Annotated in this window: 15 protein-coding genes; 6 read left to right on the forward strand and 9 right to left on the reverse strand. The window is 69.4% G+C overall.

Translation table 11 applies throughout. The annotated features are described in order from the left end of the window. The first annotated feature begins 189 nt into the window (after positions 1–189). From HWX62_RS12290 to HWX62_RS12300, 3 genes are all read left to right on the forward strand, one after another. A complete protein-coding gene (locus HWX62_RS12290) occupies positions 190–714 on the forward strand; it encodes a metal-dependent hydrolase (protein WP_175928312.1) in 525 nt (174 codons plus the stop codon). Between the two features lie 201 nt (positions 715–915). Beyond that, entirely contained in the window at positions 916–5,424 is a 4,509-nt protein-coding gene (locus HWX62_RS12295) for a DEAD/DEAH box helicase (RefSeq protein ID WP_175928737.1), read from the forward strand. 141 nt (positions 5,425–5,565) lie between these two features. Continuing rightward, positions 5,566–6,840 carry an amino acid permease gene (locus HWX62_RS12300; RefSeq protein WP_175928311.1) on the forward strand — a complete coding sequence of 425 codons (1,275 nt, stop codon included), beginning with the start codon at positions 5,566–5,568 and terminating at the stop codon, positions 6,838–6,840. A 96-nt stretch (positions 6,841–6,936) separates the two neighbouring features. Here the strand turns inward: HWX62_RS12300 and HWX62_RS12305 are convergent, their stop codons facing one another. From HWX62_RS12305 to HWX62_RS12320, 4 genes are all read right to left on the reverse strand, one after another. Beyond that, the gene (locus HWX62_RS12305) at positions 6,937–7,233 is read right to left on the reverse strand and encodes an XRE family transcriptional regulator (protein WP_012338300.1); all 297 of its coding nucleotides are present in this window, start codon (positions 7,231–7,233) and stop codon (positions 6,937–6,939) included. A gap of 73 nt (positions 7,234–7,306) precedes the next feature. Beyond that, positions 7,307–7,666 carry a type II toxin-antitoxin system RelE/ParE family toxin gene (locus tag HWX62_RS12310; RefSeq protein ID WP_175928310.1) on the reverse strand — a complete coding sequence of 120 codons (360 nt, stop codon included), beginning with the start codon at positions 7,664–7,666 and terminating at the stop codon, positions 7,307–7,309. A gap of 128 nt (positions 7,667–7,794) precedes the next feature. Further along, a complete protein-coding gene (gene pcaQ / locus HWX62_RS12315) occupies positions 7,795–8,781 on the reverse strand; it encodes a pca operon transcription factor PcaQ (protein WP_175928309.1) in 987 nt (328 codons plus the stop codon). Positions 8,782–8,862: 81 nt separating this feature from the next. Beyond that, positions 8,863–9,600, reverse strand: a complete 738-nt coding sequence (locus tag HWX62_RS12320) for a helix-turn-helix transcriptional regulator (protein ID WP_175928308.1) — start codon at positions 9,598–9,600, stop codon at positions 8,863–8,865. A gap of 120 nt (positions 9,601–9,720) precedes the next feature. Between HWX62_RS12320 and HWX62_RS12325 the strand changes: the two genes are divergently transcribed. The 3 genes from HWX62_RS12325 to pcaG all read left to right on the forward strand — a co-directional run bounded on the left by HWX62_RS12325 (position 9,721) and on the right by pcaG (position 11,871). Further along, a complete protein-coding gene (locus tag HWX62_RS12325) occupies positions 9,721–10,290 on the forward strand; it encodes a YiiX/YebB-like N1pC/P60 family cysteine hydrolase (protein ID WP_175928307.1) in 570 nt (189 codons plus the stop codon). Between the two features lie 276 nt (positions 10,291–10,566). Then, entirely contained in the window at positions 10,567–11,274 is a 708-nt protein-coding gene (gene pcaH, locus HWX62_RS12330) for a protocatechuate 3,4-dioxygenase subunit beta (RefSeq protein WP_175928306.1), read from the forward strand. Positions 11,275–11,277: 3 nt separating this feature from the next. After that, complete coding sequence (gene pcaG, locus HWX62_RS12335) at positions 11,278–11,871, forward strand: protocatechuate 3,4-dioxygenase subunit alpha (protein WP_175928305.1); 594 nt, start codon at positions 11,278–11,280, stop codon at positions 11,869–11,871. A gap of 466 nt (positions 11,872–12,337) precedes the next feature. Here pcaG and HWX62_RS12340 read toward each other — a convergent pair whose 3' ends face one another. The 5 genes from HWX62_RS12340 to gsiC all read right to left on the reverse strand — a co-directional run bounded on the left by HWX62_RS12340 (position 12,338) and on the right by gsiC (position 17,253). Further along, positions 12,338–13,117 (reverse strand): helix-turn-helix transcriptional regulator, encoded by a 780-nt coding sequence (locus HWX62_RS12340; protein ID WP_175928304.1) that lies wholly within the window; start codon positions 13,115–13,117, stop codon positions 12,338–12,340. A 408-nt stretch (positions 13,118–13,525) separates the two neighbouring features. Continuing rightward, on the reverse strand, positions 13,526–14,353 hold the full coding sequence (locus HWX62_RS12345; protein ID WP_175928303.1) for a M55 family metallopeptidase: 828 nt from the start codon (positions 14,351–14,353) through the stop codon (positions 13,526–13,528). Further along, a complete protein-coding gene (locus tag HWX62_RS12350; protein WP_175928302.1) occupies positions 14,350–15,432 on the reverse strand; it encodes a P1 family peptidase in 1,083 nt (360 codons plus the stop codon). The genes HWX62_RS12345 and HWX62_RS12350 overlap by 4 nt, the downstream gene beginning before the upstream one ends. After that, positions 15,432–16,325 carry a glutathione ABC transporter permease GsiD gene (gsiD, locus tag HWX62_RS12355; protein WP_175928301.1) on the reverse strand — a complete coding sequence of 298 codons (894 nt, stop codon included), beginning with the start codon at positions 16,323–16,325 and terminating at the stop codon, positions 15,432–15,434. The genes HWX62_RS12350 and gsiD overlap by 1 nt, the downstream gene beginning before the upstream one ends. Before the next feature lie 7 nt (positions 16,326–16,332). Further along, positions 16,333–17,253: a glutathione ABC transporter permease GsiC gene (gene gsiC / locus HWX62_RS12360; protein WP_175928300.1), complete on the reverse strand. Its 921-nt coding sequence runs from the start codon at positions 17,251–17,253 to the stop codon at positions 16,333–16,335. Positions 17,254–17,313 lie beyond the last annotated feature (60 nt).

Below are 17,313 nucleotides of genomic sequence, written 5' to 3' on the forward strand. Positions count from 1 at the left end.
GCGCAGGCCTTCGCGCAATGCACAAAAACCGAAAGTTGCGATCCGCGCGGCAGGGCGTGCCGCACATGCAAAAAAATCTGCAAACGACCCGCGCGCGGCACAGCCCGATCTGCGAAGATAGCGCCCCGCTTGCGCGCCGCATCGTCGTTTCGTGCACGCGCCGCTTCACGCTTCTTCGTCTCGCTCCCTATGGCATCACACAACGCGCATCACGCGTCCGGCTTCGCCGCCGGCGTCGCCGCCGCCGTCCTCGTCGCGCAAACCGGCGCAACCGGCCCGTGGCATTCGGGCATGCTCGCCGCGTTCGCCGCGGGTGTCGCGGGCGGCACCGCGCCCGACTGGCTCGAAGTCGCGTGGTGGACCCGCAAGCGCCGCCTGTGGATCACGCATCGCACCCTCACGCACTGGGGCATCGGCTGGGTCGCGCTGCTCGCGCTCGGCTGGCACGGGCTCACCCATCACCCGCATCCGATGTGGGCCGCGCCGCTGTTCGGCTTCGCTTGCGGCGGCGTGATGCACCTGCTCGCCGACTGGCCGAATCCGCTCGGCGTACCGTGGATCTGGCGGCGCCACTCACTCAACCTCTGGAACAGCGGGCATTGCGACCTGATCGTGGTGGCCGCCGCCTGGGGCGGCACGCTCTGGCTCGCGCAGTCGCTGTGGTCGCGTGCGCCGCTGATCGAGCACTGGCTCGGCTGGCTGCATCGCGTCTAGTTGCAATTCGGCACAATTCGGCATGCAATCGACATGCCGAAACGCACGCAACTTTCCGTCCATTGAAAGCGCGGTGCGGGCCCCCATCTGAATCGGAATCGTCGGCACGCATGCCCGGCACGCACGCGCGACGTCTGGCACACTGACGATTCGATTCGCGTGCGATACATCCGCACGCTCGCACCCCATTTCAACGCTCCGATGGACGTCACAGCTACCCGCCCTGCCGCCCGTGCGCTCGACGTGTTCCACCCGGCCGTCGCCGCGTGGTTCACGCGCACGTTCGCCGCGCCGACCGGCGCGCAGGCGCTCGCGTGGCCGCACATCAAGGCCGGCCGCTCGACGCTCGTCGCCGCGCCGACCGGCTCCGGCAAGACGCTCACCGCATTCCTGTGCGCGCTCGACGATCTGGTGCGCGATGCGCTCGCGCACGACGGCACGTTGCCCGACGCGACGCTGGTCGTCTACGTGTCGCCGCTGAAAGCGCTGTCGAACGACATCCACGTGAACCTCGACGCGCCGCTCGCCGGCATCGCCGAATCGCTCGCGCAACTCGGCCTGCCGGTGCCGGCAATCCGCACCGCGGTGCGCACCGGCGACACGACGCAGGCCGAGCGCGCCGCGCTGCGCAAGCGCGCGCCGCACATCCTCGTCACGACACCCGAATCGCTGTACGTGCTGCTGTCGTCCACGTCGGGGCGTCAGATGCTGTCGAACGTGCGCTCGGTCATCGTCGACGAAATCCACGCGCTTGCGTCGTCCAAACGCGGCAGCCATCTCGCGCTGTCGCTCGAACGCCTCGACGCGCTGGTCGGGCGCGCGCTGCCGCGCATCGGTCTGTCGGCCACGCAAAAGCCGATCGATGCGGTCGCGCGCTTCCTCGTCGGCGGGCCGGCCGACGCGCCGCGCGACTGCGCGATCGTCGATACCGGCCACACGCGCGAGCGGGATCTCGCGCTCGAACTGCCGAACGTGCCGCTCGAACCGGTGATGGCGACCGACGTGTGGGAACAGGTGTACGACCGCATCGCGGGGCTCGCCACCGCGCATCGCACGACGCTCGTGTTCGTCAACACGCGCCGCACCGCCGAGCGCATGGCGCGCCATCTCGCCGACCGGCTCGGCAAGGACGCGATCGCCGCGCATCACGGCAGTCTGGCGAAGGAGCACCGCTTCGACGCCGAGCAGCGCCTGAAGCGCGGCGAACTGAAGCTGCTCGTCGCAACCGCATCGCTCGAACTCGGCATCGACATCGGCGACGTCGATCTCGTGTGCCAGGTCGGTTCGCCGCGCGGTATCGCGCCGTTCCTGCAGCGTGTCGGCCGCTCGGGGCACCATGTCGGCGGCGTGCCGAAGGGGCGGCTCTTTCCGCTGTCGCGCGACGAGCTGGTCGAATGCGCGGCGCTGCTCGACTGCGTGCGGCGCGGCGAACTCGATGCGCTGCGGATTCCCGAAGCGCCGCTCGACGTGCTCGCGCAGCAGATCGTCGCCGAAGTCGCGTGCACGGAATGGCACGAAGACGCGCTGTATGCGAGCTTCACGCGTGCCGCGCCGTACGCGCGACTGACGCGCGAGCGCTTCGACGAAGTAATGAAGATGCTCGCCGAAGGGTTCACGAGCCGACGCGGCGTGCGCGGTGCGTACCTGCATCGCGACGTGGTCGGCGGCACCGTGCGCGGGCGCCGCAACGCGATGATGACCGCGACCACCTCCGGCGGCACGATCCCCGACATGGCCGACTACGCGGTGCTGCTCGAACCGCAGGGCATCCAGGTCGGCACCGTCAACGAGGATTTCGCGATCGAGAGCCTGGCCGGCGACGTGTTCCAGCTCGGCAACCAGTCGTACCGGATCATTCGCGTGGAAACGGGCCGCGTGCGCGTCGAGGATGCGCACGGTCAGTCGCCCGGTATCCCGTTCTGGCTCGGTGAAGGGCTCGGGCGCAGCGACGAATTGTCGGCAGCGGTCGGCCGGCTGCGCGCGCGGCTCGACGCGCTGTTCGCGGACGGCGACCGGCATCCGCGAGCCGACGCGACGAAGCACGCGAACGTCACCGAGCCCGGCAAGACGGCCACCCGCGGCAAACCCCGAACAGCAGCCGCCGAAACTGACGCGCTACCCGCCTCGCCCGACAACGCGCCCGGCGGCACCGCGCTCGCCCCGACCGACAGCCGCCTCGCGCCCGCCTTGCGCTGGCTCGTCGACGATCTCCGCCTGTCGCCCGACGCCGCGCGCCAGATCGCCGACTACCTCGCCCGCACCCGTGCGGCGCTCGGTGCATTGCCGACGCAGGACACGCTCGTGATGGAGCGTTTCTTCGACGAATCCGGCGGCACGCAGCTCGTGATCCATTCGCCGTTCGGCAGCCGGATCAACCGCGCATGGGGGCTCGCGCTGCGCAAGCGCTTCTGTCGCACGTTCAACTTCGAACTGCAGGCCGCCGCGACCGACGACGCGATCATCCTGTCGCTGTCGCTCGCGCACAGCTTCGCGCTCGACGAAGTGTGGCGCTACCTGCGTTCGGCCAGCGCCGAGCACGTGCTGATCCAGGCGCTGCTCGACGCGCCGATGTTCGGCGTGCGCTGGCGCTGGAACGCGACCACCGCGCTCGCGCTGCCGCGCTTCACCGGCGGCCGGCGCACCGCGCCGCAACTGCAGCGGATGAAGAGCGACGATCTGCTCGCGACGGTGTTCCCCGATCAGGTCGCGTGCCTCGAGAACATCGTCGGCGAACGCGAGATTCCACACCACCCGCTCGTCGACCAGACGCTCGACGATTGCCTGCACGACGCGATGGACACCGACGGCTGGCTCACGCTGCTGCGCCGAATCGAAAGCGGCGCGATCGAGCTCGTCGCGCGCGACTTGCCCGCGCCATCGCCGCTCGCGGCCGAGATCCTGAACGCAAAGCCTTACGCATTCCTCGACGATGCGCCGCTCGAGGAGCGTCGCACGCAGGCCGTGCAGTCGCGCCGCTGGAGCGATCCCGAATCGGCCGACGATCTCGGCGCGCTCGACGCCGACGCGATCGACGCGGTACGCGACGAAGCGTGGCCGCTCGTGCGCGACGCCGACGAGATGCACGATGCGCTACTGACGCTCGCATGCGTGGCCGACAGCGAGGCGCAGGCCCACGCGGGCTGGCCCGAACGACTCGCGGAACTCGCGGAACGCCGGCGCGCGACAAAACTCGCGACGCCGGGCGGTGCCGCGCTGTGGGTGCCGGTCGAGCGGCTCGTCTGCCTGCGGGCGCTGCATCCGGACGCCCGCGCGACACCGGCGCTGAAGGTGCCGGCCGCATGCGCACAGCCGTGGGAAGCCGATGCGGCGCTCGTCGACGTGATCCGCGCGCGGCTCACCGGCTTCGGGCCGCTCACGCTCGATGCGATCGCCGCGCCGCTCGGCCTGCCGCCCGCGTCGATCGCGACGGCGCTCGCGGCGCTGGAGCGCGAAGGCTACGTGATGCGCGGCCGCTTCACGCCGGGCACAACGACCGACGAATGGTGCGAACGCCACCTGCTCGCACGCATTCATCGCTACACGGTGAAGCGGCTGCGCCGCGAGATCGAGCCGGTCGAACGCGCCGATTTCATGCGCTTCCTGTTCCACTGGCAGCACCTGACACCCGACACGCGCGGCACCGGCCGCGACGCGCTTGCAGCCGTGGTCGAACAGCTCGAAGGCTACGAAGCCGCGGCCAGCGCGTGGGAAGACGCGCTGCTACCCGCGCGGCTCACCGACTACACGGCGGGCGGCCTTGACGACCTGTGCCGCTCGGGCAAGCTGGTGTGGACCCGCATCGGCGCGCCGGCGCGCGCGGCCGGCACGCCCGTGAAGACCACGCCGATCGTGCTGCTGCCGCGTCGCCATCTTTCCGCCTGGCAGGCGCTGCGCGATCCCGACGCGCAACCGGCGCTGTCCGCACGCGCCACACAAGTGCGCGACGCACTCGCCGCGCACGGCGCGATGTTCTTCGACGCACTGCTCGACGAACTGCACATGCTGCCCGTCGAACTCGAACAGGCACTCGGCGAGCTCGTGTCGGCCGGCCTCGTGAATGCGGACAGCTACGCGGGCCTGCGCGCGCTGCTGAAGCCTGCCGTCAAGCGCAGCGCGACCTATGCGCCACGCACGCGACGCGGCGGCGCGCTGATCGGCGGGATGGACGACGCCGGCCGCTGGGCGCTCGTGCTGCGTCAGGCACCTTCTCACGACGACGCGCCCGCAGCAAAACGCGGCCCCGCCACGATCGATCCCGACGCGCTCGAACACATCGTATGGACGCTGCTGCGCCGCTACGGCGTCGTGTTCTGGCGGCTGCTCGAACGCGAAGCCGACTGGCTGCCGAGCTGGCGCGAACTCGTGCGCGTGCTGCAGCGCCTCGAAGCACGCGGCGAGATCCGCGGCGGACGCTTCGTCGCCGGGCTCGCCGGCGAGCAGTTCGCGCTGCCCGAGGCCATCCCGATCCTGCGCGAACTGCGACGGCAACCGGGTGAAGGACAGTACATATGCGTGACGGGCGCCGACCCGCTGAATCTCGCCGGCACGCTGCTGCCCGGCGACAAGGTGCCGGCGCTGGCCGGCAATCGCGTGCTGTTCCGCGACGGCGTGCCCGTCGCCTCGCTGGTATCGGGTACGTTCCGCTATGCGCCCGACCTGGCACCCGCCGCGCGCGAGGACGCGCGCCTGCGGCTCGCGCGTTACTGCTGACATCGGCTGACACGCACGCGGCACGAGACTACTGATCGCCGGGCCGCGCGGATGCCATCGTTCGGGTAGCATCGAACGATCGACCGCGCGGGCTTCCGCGTGTCGCCCCCCCTAAAACAAGACTTCCGGAGACTGCCGTTCATGCCTTCGCATGCCGATTCGCCCGCTGTTCATCACGCGGGTTCGCTGACCATTTTCCAGGGCGCCGCGCTCTATATCGGCGCGGTGCTCGGCACCGGCGTGATCGCGCTGCCCGCGCTCGCCGCCGAAGTCGCGGGGCCGGCCTCGCTGCTCGCGTGGGCGGCGCTCGTCGTGCTGTCCGGGCCGCTCGCGGCCACCTTCGCCGCGCTCGGCGCCCGCTATCCCGATGCGGGCGGCGTATCGACCTACGCACGGCGCGCATTCGGCCCGAAGGCCGCGGCCGTCGTCGGCTGGTGCTTCTATTTCGCGGTGCCGGCCGGCGCGCCGGCCGCCGCGATGTTCGGCGGCGCATACGTCGCGGCCGTCACCGGTGGCGGACACACGACGGTCATCGTCACGGCCGCCGCGCTGATCGCGACCGTGTCGGCCGCGAACGCATTCGGCGTCACCGTATCGGGCCGCATGCAGCTCGTGTTGTCGGCGCTGCTCGTCGCGCTGCTGCTGGCTGCGGTGCTCGCCTCCGCGCCGCATGCGCGCACCGCGAACCTGCATCCGTTCGCCCCGCACGGCTGGCTCGCGGTCGGCCAGGCCGCCGCGCTGCTCGTGTGGAGCTTCGCCGGCTGGGAAGCGATCACCCATCTCGCCGCCGAATTCCGCCGGCCCGCGCACGACATGCCGCGCTCGGCCGGCATCGCGGTCGTGGTCGTCGGGTTTCTGTATCTGTCGGTTGCCGCCGCGAGCGTGACGGTGCTCGGGCCTTCCGCGGGCGCTTTGGGCGCGCCGCTCGCCGAACTGATCGCGGGCGGCATCGGCGGCCATGCGCAGGTGCTGGCCGCCGCAGCAGCGCTGCTGCTCACGCTCGGCACGATGAACGCATATTTCGCGGGCGCGGCCAAGCTCGGCGCGGCGCTCGGACGCGACGGCGCGTTGCCCGCCTGGCTCGCGCAAGGCAGCCAGGTCGGCGGCGTGCCGCGCCGCAGCCTCGGCGTGATCGCTGTGCTCGCGGCCGTCGCGCTGGCCGCCACGACGCTGTCGGACGTCGGGCCGAAGCCGCTCGTGCTCGTGACGTCCGGATGTTTCGTGATGGTGTACGGGCTCGGCGCGGCGGCTGCGCTGAAGCTGCTGCCGCGTGGCGGCATCGCGTATCGCTGCGCGTGGATTTCGCTGATTGCGGTGGCCGGGTTGTTCGTGACGACCGGCTGGTATTTCCTGTGCCCGCTGCTGCTGGCGGGCGGTGCGTTGCTTTATCTGCAGGTCGCCGGCGCGCGTCAATGACCCGGCATGCGCACGCGGGCCGGCAACCGCATGCTCGCCGCGCGCATCGCATGAACGATCACGTCGATCCGGCCGCGCGCCATTGGCTCGCGCCGCTCAAGCCGGCACCAGCTCGAAGCTGAGCCGCTTGCCGAGCGCGGCGGCCGCGCTCGCGAGCGTCGCCAGCGTGAGGCTCGTATCGGTTTCGTCGAGCAGACGGTTGAGTGCGGCGCGGCTGGTTTTCATCCGCGCGGCCATCGCCGTTTTCGTGATGTGCTGCGCCTTCATTTCCTGCCCGATCTGCCACGCGATCACGCGCTTGATCGCGGTGGCGGTGGCCGCTTCGAGATTGCCGTCAGCTTCGAGGAAGGCGTCGAAATCGCTGCCGATATGCGGATTGTTCGTGGTCGTCATGTCGTACTCCAGATGCATGGCGTTGCCGGCTGCCCGCCCGTCGGAGACGGTGCGTTCCGGCGCAACCGGGAATTCAGATGGCGTGCGTCAGCGCTTTCAGGCGCGCGACGGTGACGTCGAGATCGTTCGACGGCGTGGCGCGCGACTGCTTGAAGAAGCCATGCAGCAGCACCATCGTGTCGCCGACGACCGTGAACAGCACGCGCGCGCTTCGCCCCGGCACCGTCACACGGATCTCCCACAGATCCTTCGCCATCTTCCGGACCAGCGGCATGCCGAGCGGCCAGCCGAGTTGAACGGTCTTGATCTCTTCGCCGATCGCCCTTCGCTCCGCTTGCCCGAGCGCATTGAGCCAGTCGCGCACCGGCTCGTGGCCGCGGGCCGTCCGGAAGAACCGCACGCCGAGCGTGACCTGAATCTGCTGTCTCGCCATCGTCTTGCCGCCAATCGTATCAAAAATGGTACGATATGCCAAGCACCCGGATGAGCGCTACTGACCGGATGGCCAATCCTGCGGCACGAAAGGGAGATCGGGCCCGGCATATCGCCGGGCCTGGTCGATCAACGCTTGCCGCGACCGGGCTTGCGCGCCGCGCGTGGCGCCCGGTGCGCGCGCGCATCGCCGAACCGCGATCGCGCGATGTCGCGCACCGCATCGATCAGCGTGCGCGCGATCGGCGACGGCTGCGCATCGGTACGCAGCACGAGCCCGACCGGCTCGTCGGTGCCCGCCGACGGCAGCGGCAGGCGCGCGAGCGCGCCGGCCGACAAGTCGTATTCGGCTGCGTAGAGCGGCACGAACCAGACCGCGTCGTTCTCGAGCGCGAGCGCACGCGCGACCGACACCGACAGCACCTCGATGAACGAATCCAGCGGCGGCGCGCCGCATGCGCCGAGCAGTTGCTCGGCCGACTGGCGGATCAACGTGCCGAACGGCGGCAGCACGACCGGAAAGTGTGCGAGCTCGGCGGCCGGCGCCGCGCTCGCGAGGAGCGGATGCCCGGCGCGCACGACCGCGACGAGCGGCTCGTTGTACAACTGCTCGAACGCGAGCCCGATCATCCGTTCCGGCTCCGACAGCCGGCCGATCGCGCATTCGATCGCCCCGGCCTTCAGACGCTCGAGCAGCTCGGCGTTCGCGGCCGTCGCGATCCGCACGACGATGCGCGGCCAGCGCGCGGTCAGCGCCTTCATCAAGGCCGGCGCGAGCGAGGCCGCGACGGTCGGCAGCATGCCGATTTCCAGTGTCGCGGCCGCCGCGCCGCCCTCGCGCGCCAGCAGCCCGACGCCCTGCCGCAACGCCAGCACGCACGCATTCGCGTGCGGCATGAACAGTTGCGCTTCGCGGGTAGGCTGTGCGCCGTGGCGGCCGCGCTCGAACAGCTTCACGCCGAGGATCGCCTCCAGCTCGGCGATCGTCTTCGACACGGCCGGTTGCGTGATCGACAGGCTTTCGGCCGCCTTCTGCACGCCGCCCAACTGCGCGACCGCGAGAAAACACTGCAGATGCCGGAATTTGACGCGGCCGTCGGCGATACGGTTATTCATAACGGGCGGTTATGCGAATGGCGATGAATCGCCATTTTGCATAACTTTCCGGAAAGACCCAAGCGTTCGACGGGCGTGGTGTCATGCATGACGCCGCAGCGCGTGGAATCCGGTCGGCTCCCAGATCCGTTTCGCGATCAGCAGGGCCGTGCCGTGCTTCTGCCCGAGCGGCGCGGACGACGACTCCGCGTGCAGCGCCGCCGCCTTGCTGGCGAGCCGCCGCAGCTCCTGTTCGAGCTCCGCGGCGGCCGCGTCCGTCAGCATCCCTTGCAGGAACGTCATCGTTTCGCCCGGACCGTCGAAGCGGCTGCCGAGAAAGTCGTCGAGCACGTGCGCATGGAAGTAGCGGCGGATCGGCCCGCCCGGCAGCCAGTCGAAATCGCGCGCGACGCGCACGCGAATCCGGTCGCCGGGCAGCAGCGCGATCACGTTCATCCGGTCGAGCATCAGCAGGTATTTCACGCACTCGGCCTGCGTGAGGCGATAGGCCGACACGATGTCCTGCACGGTCCAGTAGTTGATCGCGCAGACGGCGACCAGCAGCAGCTTCTCGTCCGACACGAGCAACGCTTCCTGCTGCTCGGTCAGCACGCGCAGGCGCGGCGCGGACGCCGACGCTTCCTGCACGAGTTCGGCGAGCGTATAGCCGAGCAGCTGCGCGATCTCCGCGACGCGTTCCAGCGTGAAGCGGCCGCTCGCGAACAGCCGCTTCACACTCGTTTCGGAGACGTCGAGCGCACGCGCGACGTCGCGGTAAGTCATGCCCTGCGCCTTCAACTGGCGCTTCAGCGTTTCGATGAGTTGGCCTGTCTCGGTCATGTCGGTATCGAAAAATGATGCTCGAGGTTGGATATTAGGCTACCCACGCATCCACATCAGCACTTTTGGATACTTGTCTGCATAATCCGCTCCGTCCTGTCACGTAACGACGGAGCCGAAATGACCGCCCGAATCGACACAGCGAACCGCGAATCGCATCACCTCGCCGCCCCGCGCGATGCTCGCGACACGGATCGCACGATGCCGCTCGCCACAGTGCGCACGCTGGCCGCGGGCGCCCATGTCGGCGATCTCGTGTTCATCCGCGAGCCGGCCGGCGCACCGGATGCCGCGGCTGGCGCGACCGGCACGTGGGCCAACCGCTTCGGCATCGTCGTCGATACGTCGGGCGACGAACCGGTGATCGCCGCGCCCGCGGCGTTCGCGTGGACGAAGCTCACCCCGCTGTCGCGCTTCGTCGCCCGTACCGACGGCGGACGCATCGCGCTGGCGCGCCGCGTCGCGGCCGCGTCGGCCGACGCGCAACGGCAGGTTCATGCGCTAGCCGAACGGCGAATCGATGCACTGCTCGGTAGCCGCTTCAACCTGCGGGCGCGGCGCGACTTCTGCGCGCGGTACGTGGCCGAGGTGCTCGGCGCCGGCCACGCGCCGCCCCCGTCGGCCCTGCTGCGCAGCGGCATGCTGACGCTCGAATTCGACGGGATCGTGTTCGATCCTCGCCATCCATGACGACGGGCACGCTCGGGGAGACCGGATAACAACGAGAACAAACGACAAAAAACGGCGACGGGCCGGCTGGAGGGCCGTGCACGGGGTCGTCACCGACGACGCGAGGCCCGATCGCTTTTTCCGCCGGACAGGCTGCCTGTCCGGCGGAATTTTCATTGTCGCGACGGGCATAACGATCGGTTATGCGATTCGCGAAAAAAGGTCATTTTGCATAACTTTCCGGATTGGCTAAAGTCGTGCCATCCACTTCGCGAAATACCTATCAGGAGACGCCCGATGGATTCCCCCACGATCCTCACGCCGCGCGACTGGCCGTCGCATCCGGCCTACATCCACCCCGAGTACCGTTCGTCCGTGAAGCGTGGCCCGACCCGCCCGCTGATCCCGCTGAAGGAGAAGCTGCGCGACCAGTACGCGCCCGTCTATGGCGCGGAAGATCTCGGCGCGCTCGACCACGACCTGACGAAGAACGCCGTGAAGAACGGCGAGCCGCTCGGCGAGCGCATCGTCGTCACCGGCCGCGTGCTCGACGAAGGCGGCAAGCCCGTGCGCAACACGCTCGTCGAGGTGTGGCAGGCCAACGCGGCCGGCCGCTACGTGCACAAGGTCGACCAGCACGATGCACCGCTCGACCCGAACTTCCTCGGCGCGGGCCGCTGCCTGACCGACGACGAAGGCCGCTATCGCTTCCTGACGATCAAGCCCGGCGCGTATCCGTGGGGCAACCATCCGAACGCGTGGCGCCCGAATCACATCCACTTCTCGCTGTTCGGCGATTACTTCGGCTCGCGCCTCGTCACGCAGATGTACTTCCCCGGCGATCCGCTGCTCGCGTACGACCCGATCTTCCAGGGCACGCCGGAAGAAGCGCGCGACCGGCTGATCTCGCGCTTCTCGATGGACATCACCGAAGAAGGCTATGCGCTCGGCTACGAATTCGACATCGTGCTGCGCGGCCGCGACGCCACCCCGATGGAGCGCTGAACCATGACGACGCTGAAGCAAACCCCTTCGCAGACGGTCGGCCCGTACTTCGCGTACGGCCTGTGCCCGCAGCAATACGACTACGACCTGAAGAGCCTGTTCACGCCGACGATCGCCGCCGCGCACGCCGACGGCGAGCACGTGCTGCTGGTCGGGCAGGTGTTCGACGGCGACGGCAACGTGGTCGGCGACGCAGTGCTCGAATTCACGCAGGTGGATGCCGCGGGCCGCTATCCCGCGTCGCGCGACGATATCGCGAAATCCGGCTTCACGGGCTTCGCGCGGGTCGGCACGGGCACCGACCCGCAGCAGCGCTTCGTCGTCGAGACGGTGAAGCCGGGCCGCCTCGCCGCCGACGAGGCGCCGCACATCAACGTGACCGTGATGATGCGCGGCATCCTCACCCATGCGTTCACGCGCGTGTACTTCGACGACGAAGCCGCCGCGAACGCGGTCGACCCCGTGCTGAACGCGGTGCCCGCCGAGCGCCGCGCGACACTCGTCGCAAAACGCGACGCGCAGCCGGGCCGCCCGGTCGTCTACCGCTTCGACATCCGCATGCAGGGCCCGGAAGAAACCGTGTTCTTCGACGTTTGACGCACGCGCCGGCGCTTGCCGGCTCCGTGCGCCGTGTGCAACCGCATCGCCGTGTGGCGCGATACCGACAGGCATCGCGCCACACGGCGTTTTGGGCGTTCCGTCACGATCAATCGATGGTGCGCCGCATCGCGACGCGCGGTGGTTGCGGACGCCCGTCGTCATCGGCTTCCCGCCCCGATATCGAACACGCCGGCGACACGCATGCTGCGGCAGCACATCAATCGTCGGGCCGACACGATATCGTTTGCGCGTTATGCGGCGTATGCTTGGCTATCTGCGACGAATCGGCAGAATTGAATCGAATGAAGAAATAATGACATCCGCCATGCGCGACGCTGCCCGACAGGCCGGCCCGTGCATTTTTTCCGACAGAGTGCCTTTGAACGCGTCTGGCCGAAGTTGGCGGACGCGTATTTTTTGACGCCCCGGTCCAGCGGGCGGAGCCTGCGCCGGATCCCGGCGTCTAGCGACGAATCTCCAGATAGCGGCTCGGCGTGTCGCCCAGAATGCGGCGAAACGCCGACGTGAACGCACTCGCGCTCGCGTAGCCGAGATCGAGCGCCACGCGCGTCACCGGCTGCCCGTCGGTCAGGCGGGCAATCGCCGCGAGCATGCACACCTGCTGGCGCCACGCGGCAAAACTCACGCCGGTCTGTGCGCGGAACTGCCGCGTGAACGTGCGGCGGCTCACGCCTGCGTCGGCCGCGACCCGGTCGAGATCGGCGTCGATCGACGGCGCCGCGAACAGGTGCCGGCACACCTTCGCCAGCCGTGCATCGACCGGCAGCGGCGCATGCAGCGACAGACGCGGCATCGTCGCGATTTCCGCGACCAGCAGATCCATCAGCTTGCCCGCGCGGCCGTCGACGTCGTACATCGCCGGCAGGTCGACCGCATCGTCGAGCAGTTGCCGCAGCAACGGCGACACGCCATACACGCCGCACTGGGCGGGCAGCCCGGCCGCCTGCGCGGCGTCGCCGGACACGAACACGTTGAGCATCGTGACCGGCCCGGTCATCGTCATCTCGTGCCGCACGCCGGCCGGCACCCAGCACGCGCGCTGCGGCGGCACCAGCCAGCGTCCGTACGGCGTCGACACGCTGATCGTGCCGCGCGACGCGAACGCAAACTGCCCGCGCACGTGCGCGTGATCCGGAAACGTCGTGCCCGCCGCAAAGTCGTTGGCGAGCACGACCACGCTCCGGGGAATGTGTTCGTAGGGATCTAGCAGCGTATTTCTCACGGCCCGAATTCCATCATCAATGACCCGATATCGAAGGCGGGTCGCCTTCGAACGATCCACGATCCGCCCCACCGTTTGCGCGACCTCGCGGCCGCCACACCCGCCGGCCAGATCGGCCGATTGGCCAGATTGCCCGATCGGCAACCTCGTCGGAGCGGACATGCCGAATATGTTTCATCGCGTGGGGAACGCCCCACCCCCGTTCTGGTGTCGCACGGCCGGTTCGGCGACGCCCGCACGTTCGAACCGCTCGAAGCGTGGCCGTCGCGCGAGCACGTCAGCGATGTATTCATGGACTGCCGACGTTACGGCCGTATGCGCGTCGCACGCGGCCCCTACACGATCGACGAGGCCGCCGCCATCGCGCCCGACCGTATGCGCGCGCCGGCGGTATCGTCGCGGCACGCATCACCGCAGCATGAACGCCATCGCCGACAGGCTGTTCAGCGTGCGCACCACGTGCTCGACCGACGGCCCGTCGAAACGCAGCGTCACCGCATCGACGCGCTCGAGCGACGGCAGCACGCAGAACAGGTCGGCGAGCGCGGCGGTCTGCACACGCAGCGTGCAAGCGGCCGGCGCGGGCCGATGGGCGAGCGCGCGCCGGCCGGACGACAGCGCCCGTGCAACCGTTTCGCGCGCCGCGGTCGCGATCCGCGCGCACGACGCGGACGGCGTGAGCGTGTCGCCGCTCGATGCTCCGCCGGCCGTCTTGACCGTCTCGAAACGCGCGTCCGGAAACAGCGGCTGCGTTTCCTCGGCGAATACGTCGTCGCCGGTCGCGAGCGCGACATGCGCGCCGTATTCGCGCGCCAGCGCACCGTACAGCCCGGCTTCGCCGAGCTCGACGCCGTTCAGCCAGACCTGCGTGAACGCAAAGCTGTTGATCGTGTGCGCGAGCACGCCGCGCGTCTGCGATTTCGCGTGATAGCCGATCATGAACACGAGATCGGGCCGCTGTTCGAGGCCCGCCATCATCCCGAGCGTGCGCGGCTTGCCGAGCACGACGCGCGTCCGCGCATCGAGCCCGTCGGGCAGCAGGTTGCGATAGCCGCCATGCGAATCGTTGACCCAGACGGCCTGCGCACCGCCCGCGAACGCGCCTTCGATCGCCGCGTTCGCCTCGGCGGTCATCCAGCGGCGCGCGCGTTCGTATTCCGGATTGCCGGCGCGCGTCTGCTCGGTCGCGAATACGCCGGCGACACCCTCGATGTCGGTCGAGATCAGGATCTTCATGACTGGGTCGAACGTCCTTCGTTGTTTTCGTGGAACAGCCGGTCGAGATCGGGCACCGCGTCGCGCAGCGATTGCCGCACGTGTCCGTCGCGGCCGGCCACCGTCACCGCCTGCAGCAATGCATCGGCGATCGCGTGCTCGACGCTTTCGGCCGCGGCCATGAACAGCGGATCGAGCGCCGCATCGGCCACGAGGGCCGGCAGCGCGATCGTCGATGCATCGTGCGCGATCGTATAGGCGGTCGAAAAAGCGAGCGCGATGTCGCCGCTGCCGTGCCCGTAGACGGAACCCGTGCGGGCGAGCCCCGCCCCCGCGCGGCGCGCGAGCCGCGACAACTGCCGTGCGTCGAGCGGCGCATCGGTGGCCAGCAGCAGGATGATCGAACCCTGCTCGGGCGGCGCCGCGTGGGCCGCTTCGGCCGCGCGCCGTTGCGCGACGATGCGCCCGAGCGGCACGCCGCCGAGCGTGAGCATCGGCAGCCGGCCGAAATTCGCGAGCACGAGCGCGCCGACCGTATAGGGCCGGCCGGCCGCGACGGCCACGCGCGACGCGGAACCGATCCCGCCCTTCAGGTCGAAGCACGACATCCCGCGCCCGGCGCCCACCGCGCCGCGCACGACGTCGCGCGACGCCGTCCGGCACGCGTCTTCATAGTGCGCGGCGGTGACCGCGAACGCCTGGATATCGTTCAGGTAACCGTCGTTGCACTCGAACACGAGTGGATTGACGGTCGACCAGTCGCGGCCGATCCGCGGATTCGCCGCGATCGCCGCGCGGATCTGCGCCTGTGCGACCGCGCCGACGCCGAACGTATTGGTCAGCGCGATCGGCGTATCGAGCGTGCCGAGTTCGTCGACCTGCACGAGCCCGACGCTCTTGCCGAAACCGTTGATCACGGCCGCGCCCGCCGGCACCTTGCTGCGGTACACGTCGCCCGGATGCGGCTTCACGACGGTCACGCCCGTCTGCACCCCGCCGGCATCGAGCGTGCAATGGCCGACCGTCACGCCCGGCACGTCGGCGATCGTGCCGCGCGGCCCGGCCGGCAGCGTCGCCGTCCACATCGGTGCAGCCCGCATCAACGACGCTCCAGTTTCGGGTCGAGCGCGTCGCGCAGCCCGTCGCCGAGCAGATTGAACGCGAGCACGGTCAGGAAGATCGCGAGACTCGGGAACACCGCGATGTGCGGCGCCGTCACCATGTCCGCACGCGCCTCGTTGAGCATCGCGCCCCACTCCGGCGTCGGCGGCTGCGCGCCGAGCCCGAGGAACGACAGGCTCGCGGCGGTGATGATCGACGTGCCGATGCGCATCGTGAAGTAGACGACGACCGACGACACGGTGCCCGGCAGGATGTGCCGCATGATGATCGTCCAGTCGGACGCGCCGATGCTGCGCGCGGCCTCGACGTAGGTCATGTGCTTGAGCATCAATGTGTTACCGCGCACGAGCCGCGCGAAAGCCGGGATGCTGAAGATCGCGACCGCGCAGATCACGTTCACCATCCCGTTGCCGAGGATCGCGACCACGCCGATCGCGAGCAGGATGCCGGGGAACGCGAACAGCACGTCGGCGATGCGCATCGTGATGCGGTCCCACCAGCCTTCGTAATAGCCGGCGAGCAGCCCGAAGAAGGTGCCGACCACCGCGCCGAGCGCCACCGAGAAGAAGCCGGCCGCGAGCGAGATGCGCGTGCCCGCGACGATCCGGCTGAAGATGTCGCGGCCGAGCGAATCGACGCCGAACCAGTGCACGGCCGACGGCCCCGCGTTCAGCGCGTCGTAGTCGAAATAGTTCTCCGGATCGAACGGCACGACGTGCGGGCCGACGAACGCCAGCACGACGAGCGCGAGCACGAAGCCGCCCGCGACGAGCGCGACGGTCTGCTTGCGGAACTTGCGCCAGAATTCGCGCCACGGCGTGCGGATCGCGGTCGGTGCGGCCGGCGCCGCGGGCTGGACAGTCGCGTTCATGCGCGCCTCACTTGAACCGGATGGTCGGGTTGATGACCGCGTACAGCACGTCGACGGTCAGGTTGATCAGGATGAATTCCAGCGAGAACAGCAGCACGATCGCCTGGATCACCGGGTAGTCGCGCATCGTCACCGCATCGACGAGCAGGCGCCCGAGCCCCGGCCAGTTGAACACGACCTCGACGACGATCGAGCCGCCGAGCAGGAAGCCGAACTGCAGCCCCATCATCGTGACGACCGGGATCATCGCGTTGCGCAGGCAGTGCTTGAGCACGACCATCGGCTCGTGCACGCCCTTCGCGCGCGCGGTGCGCACGAAGTCCTCGTTCAGCACCTCGACGAACGACGCACGCGTGAAGCGCGCCATCACGGCCGCGACCGCGGCGCCGAGCGTCAGCGACGGCAGCACGTAGCTCTTCCACGAGCCGTCCGGGACGACCGGCAGCCAGCCGAGCTTCACCGAGAAGACTTCCATCAGCAGCATGCCGAGCGCGAACGCGGGAAACGAGATGCCCGATACCGCGAGCGTCATCCCGAGACGGTCGGGCCAGCGATTGCGCCAGACCGCCGACGCGATCCCGATCGCCATGCCGAACAGCGTCGACCACACCATGCTGACGAGCGTGAGCAGCAGCGTCGGCATGAAGCGTTCGCCGATCTCGGTCGACACCGGCCGCTTGCTGCGCGTCGAGATGCCGAAATCGCCGTGCGCGATCTTCGCGAAGAAGTTCGCGAACTGCGCGGGCAGCGGCCGGTCGAGCCCGAGATCGGCGCGCACGAGCGCGACCGTCGCGTCGTCGGCTTCGGGGCCGGCCGCGAGCCGCGCCGGGTCGCCCGGCAGCAGGTGCACGAACAGGAACACCAGCACCGCGACGATCGCGAGCGTGGGCAGCAGGCCGAACAGGCGTTTGACGAGGAAATTCAGCATGGGACACCGATCGAATCAGCGCACCGGCAGCTCGCGCCGCCGGCGCCGCATGGCGGGCGA

It is taken from the genome of Burkholderia sp. BCC0506 (genome assembly GCF_902833145.1).
Classification (GTDB): domain Bacteria; phylum Pseudomonadota; class Gammaproteobacteria; order Burkholderiales; family Burkholderiaceae; genus Burkholderia.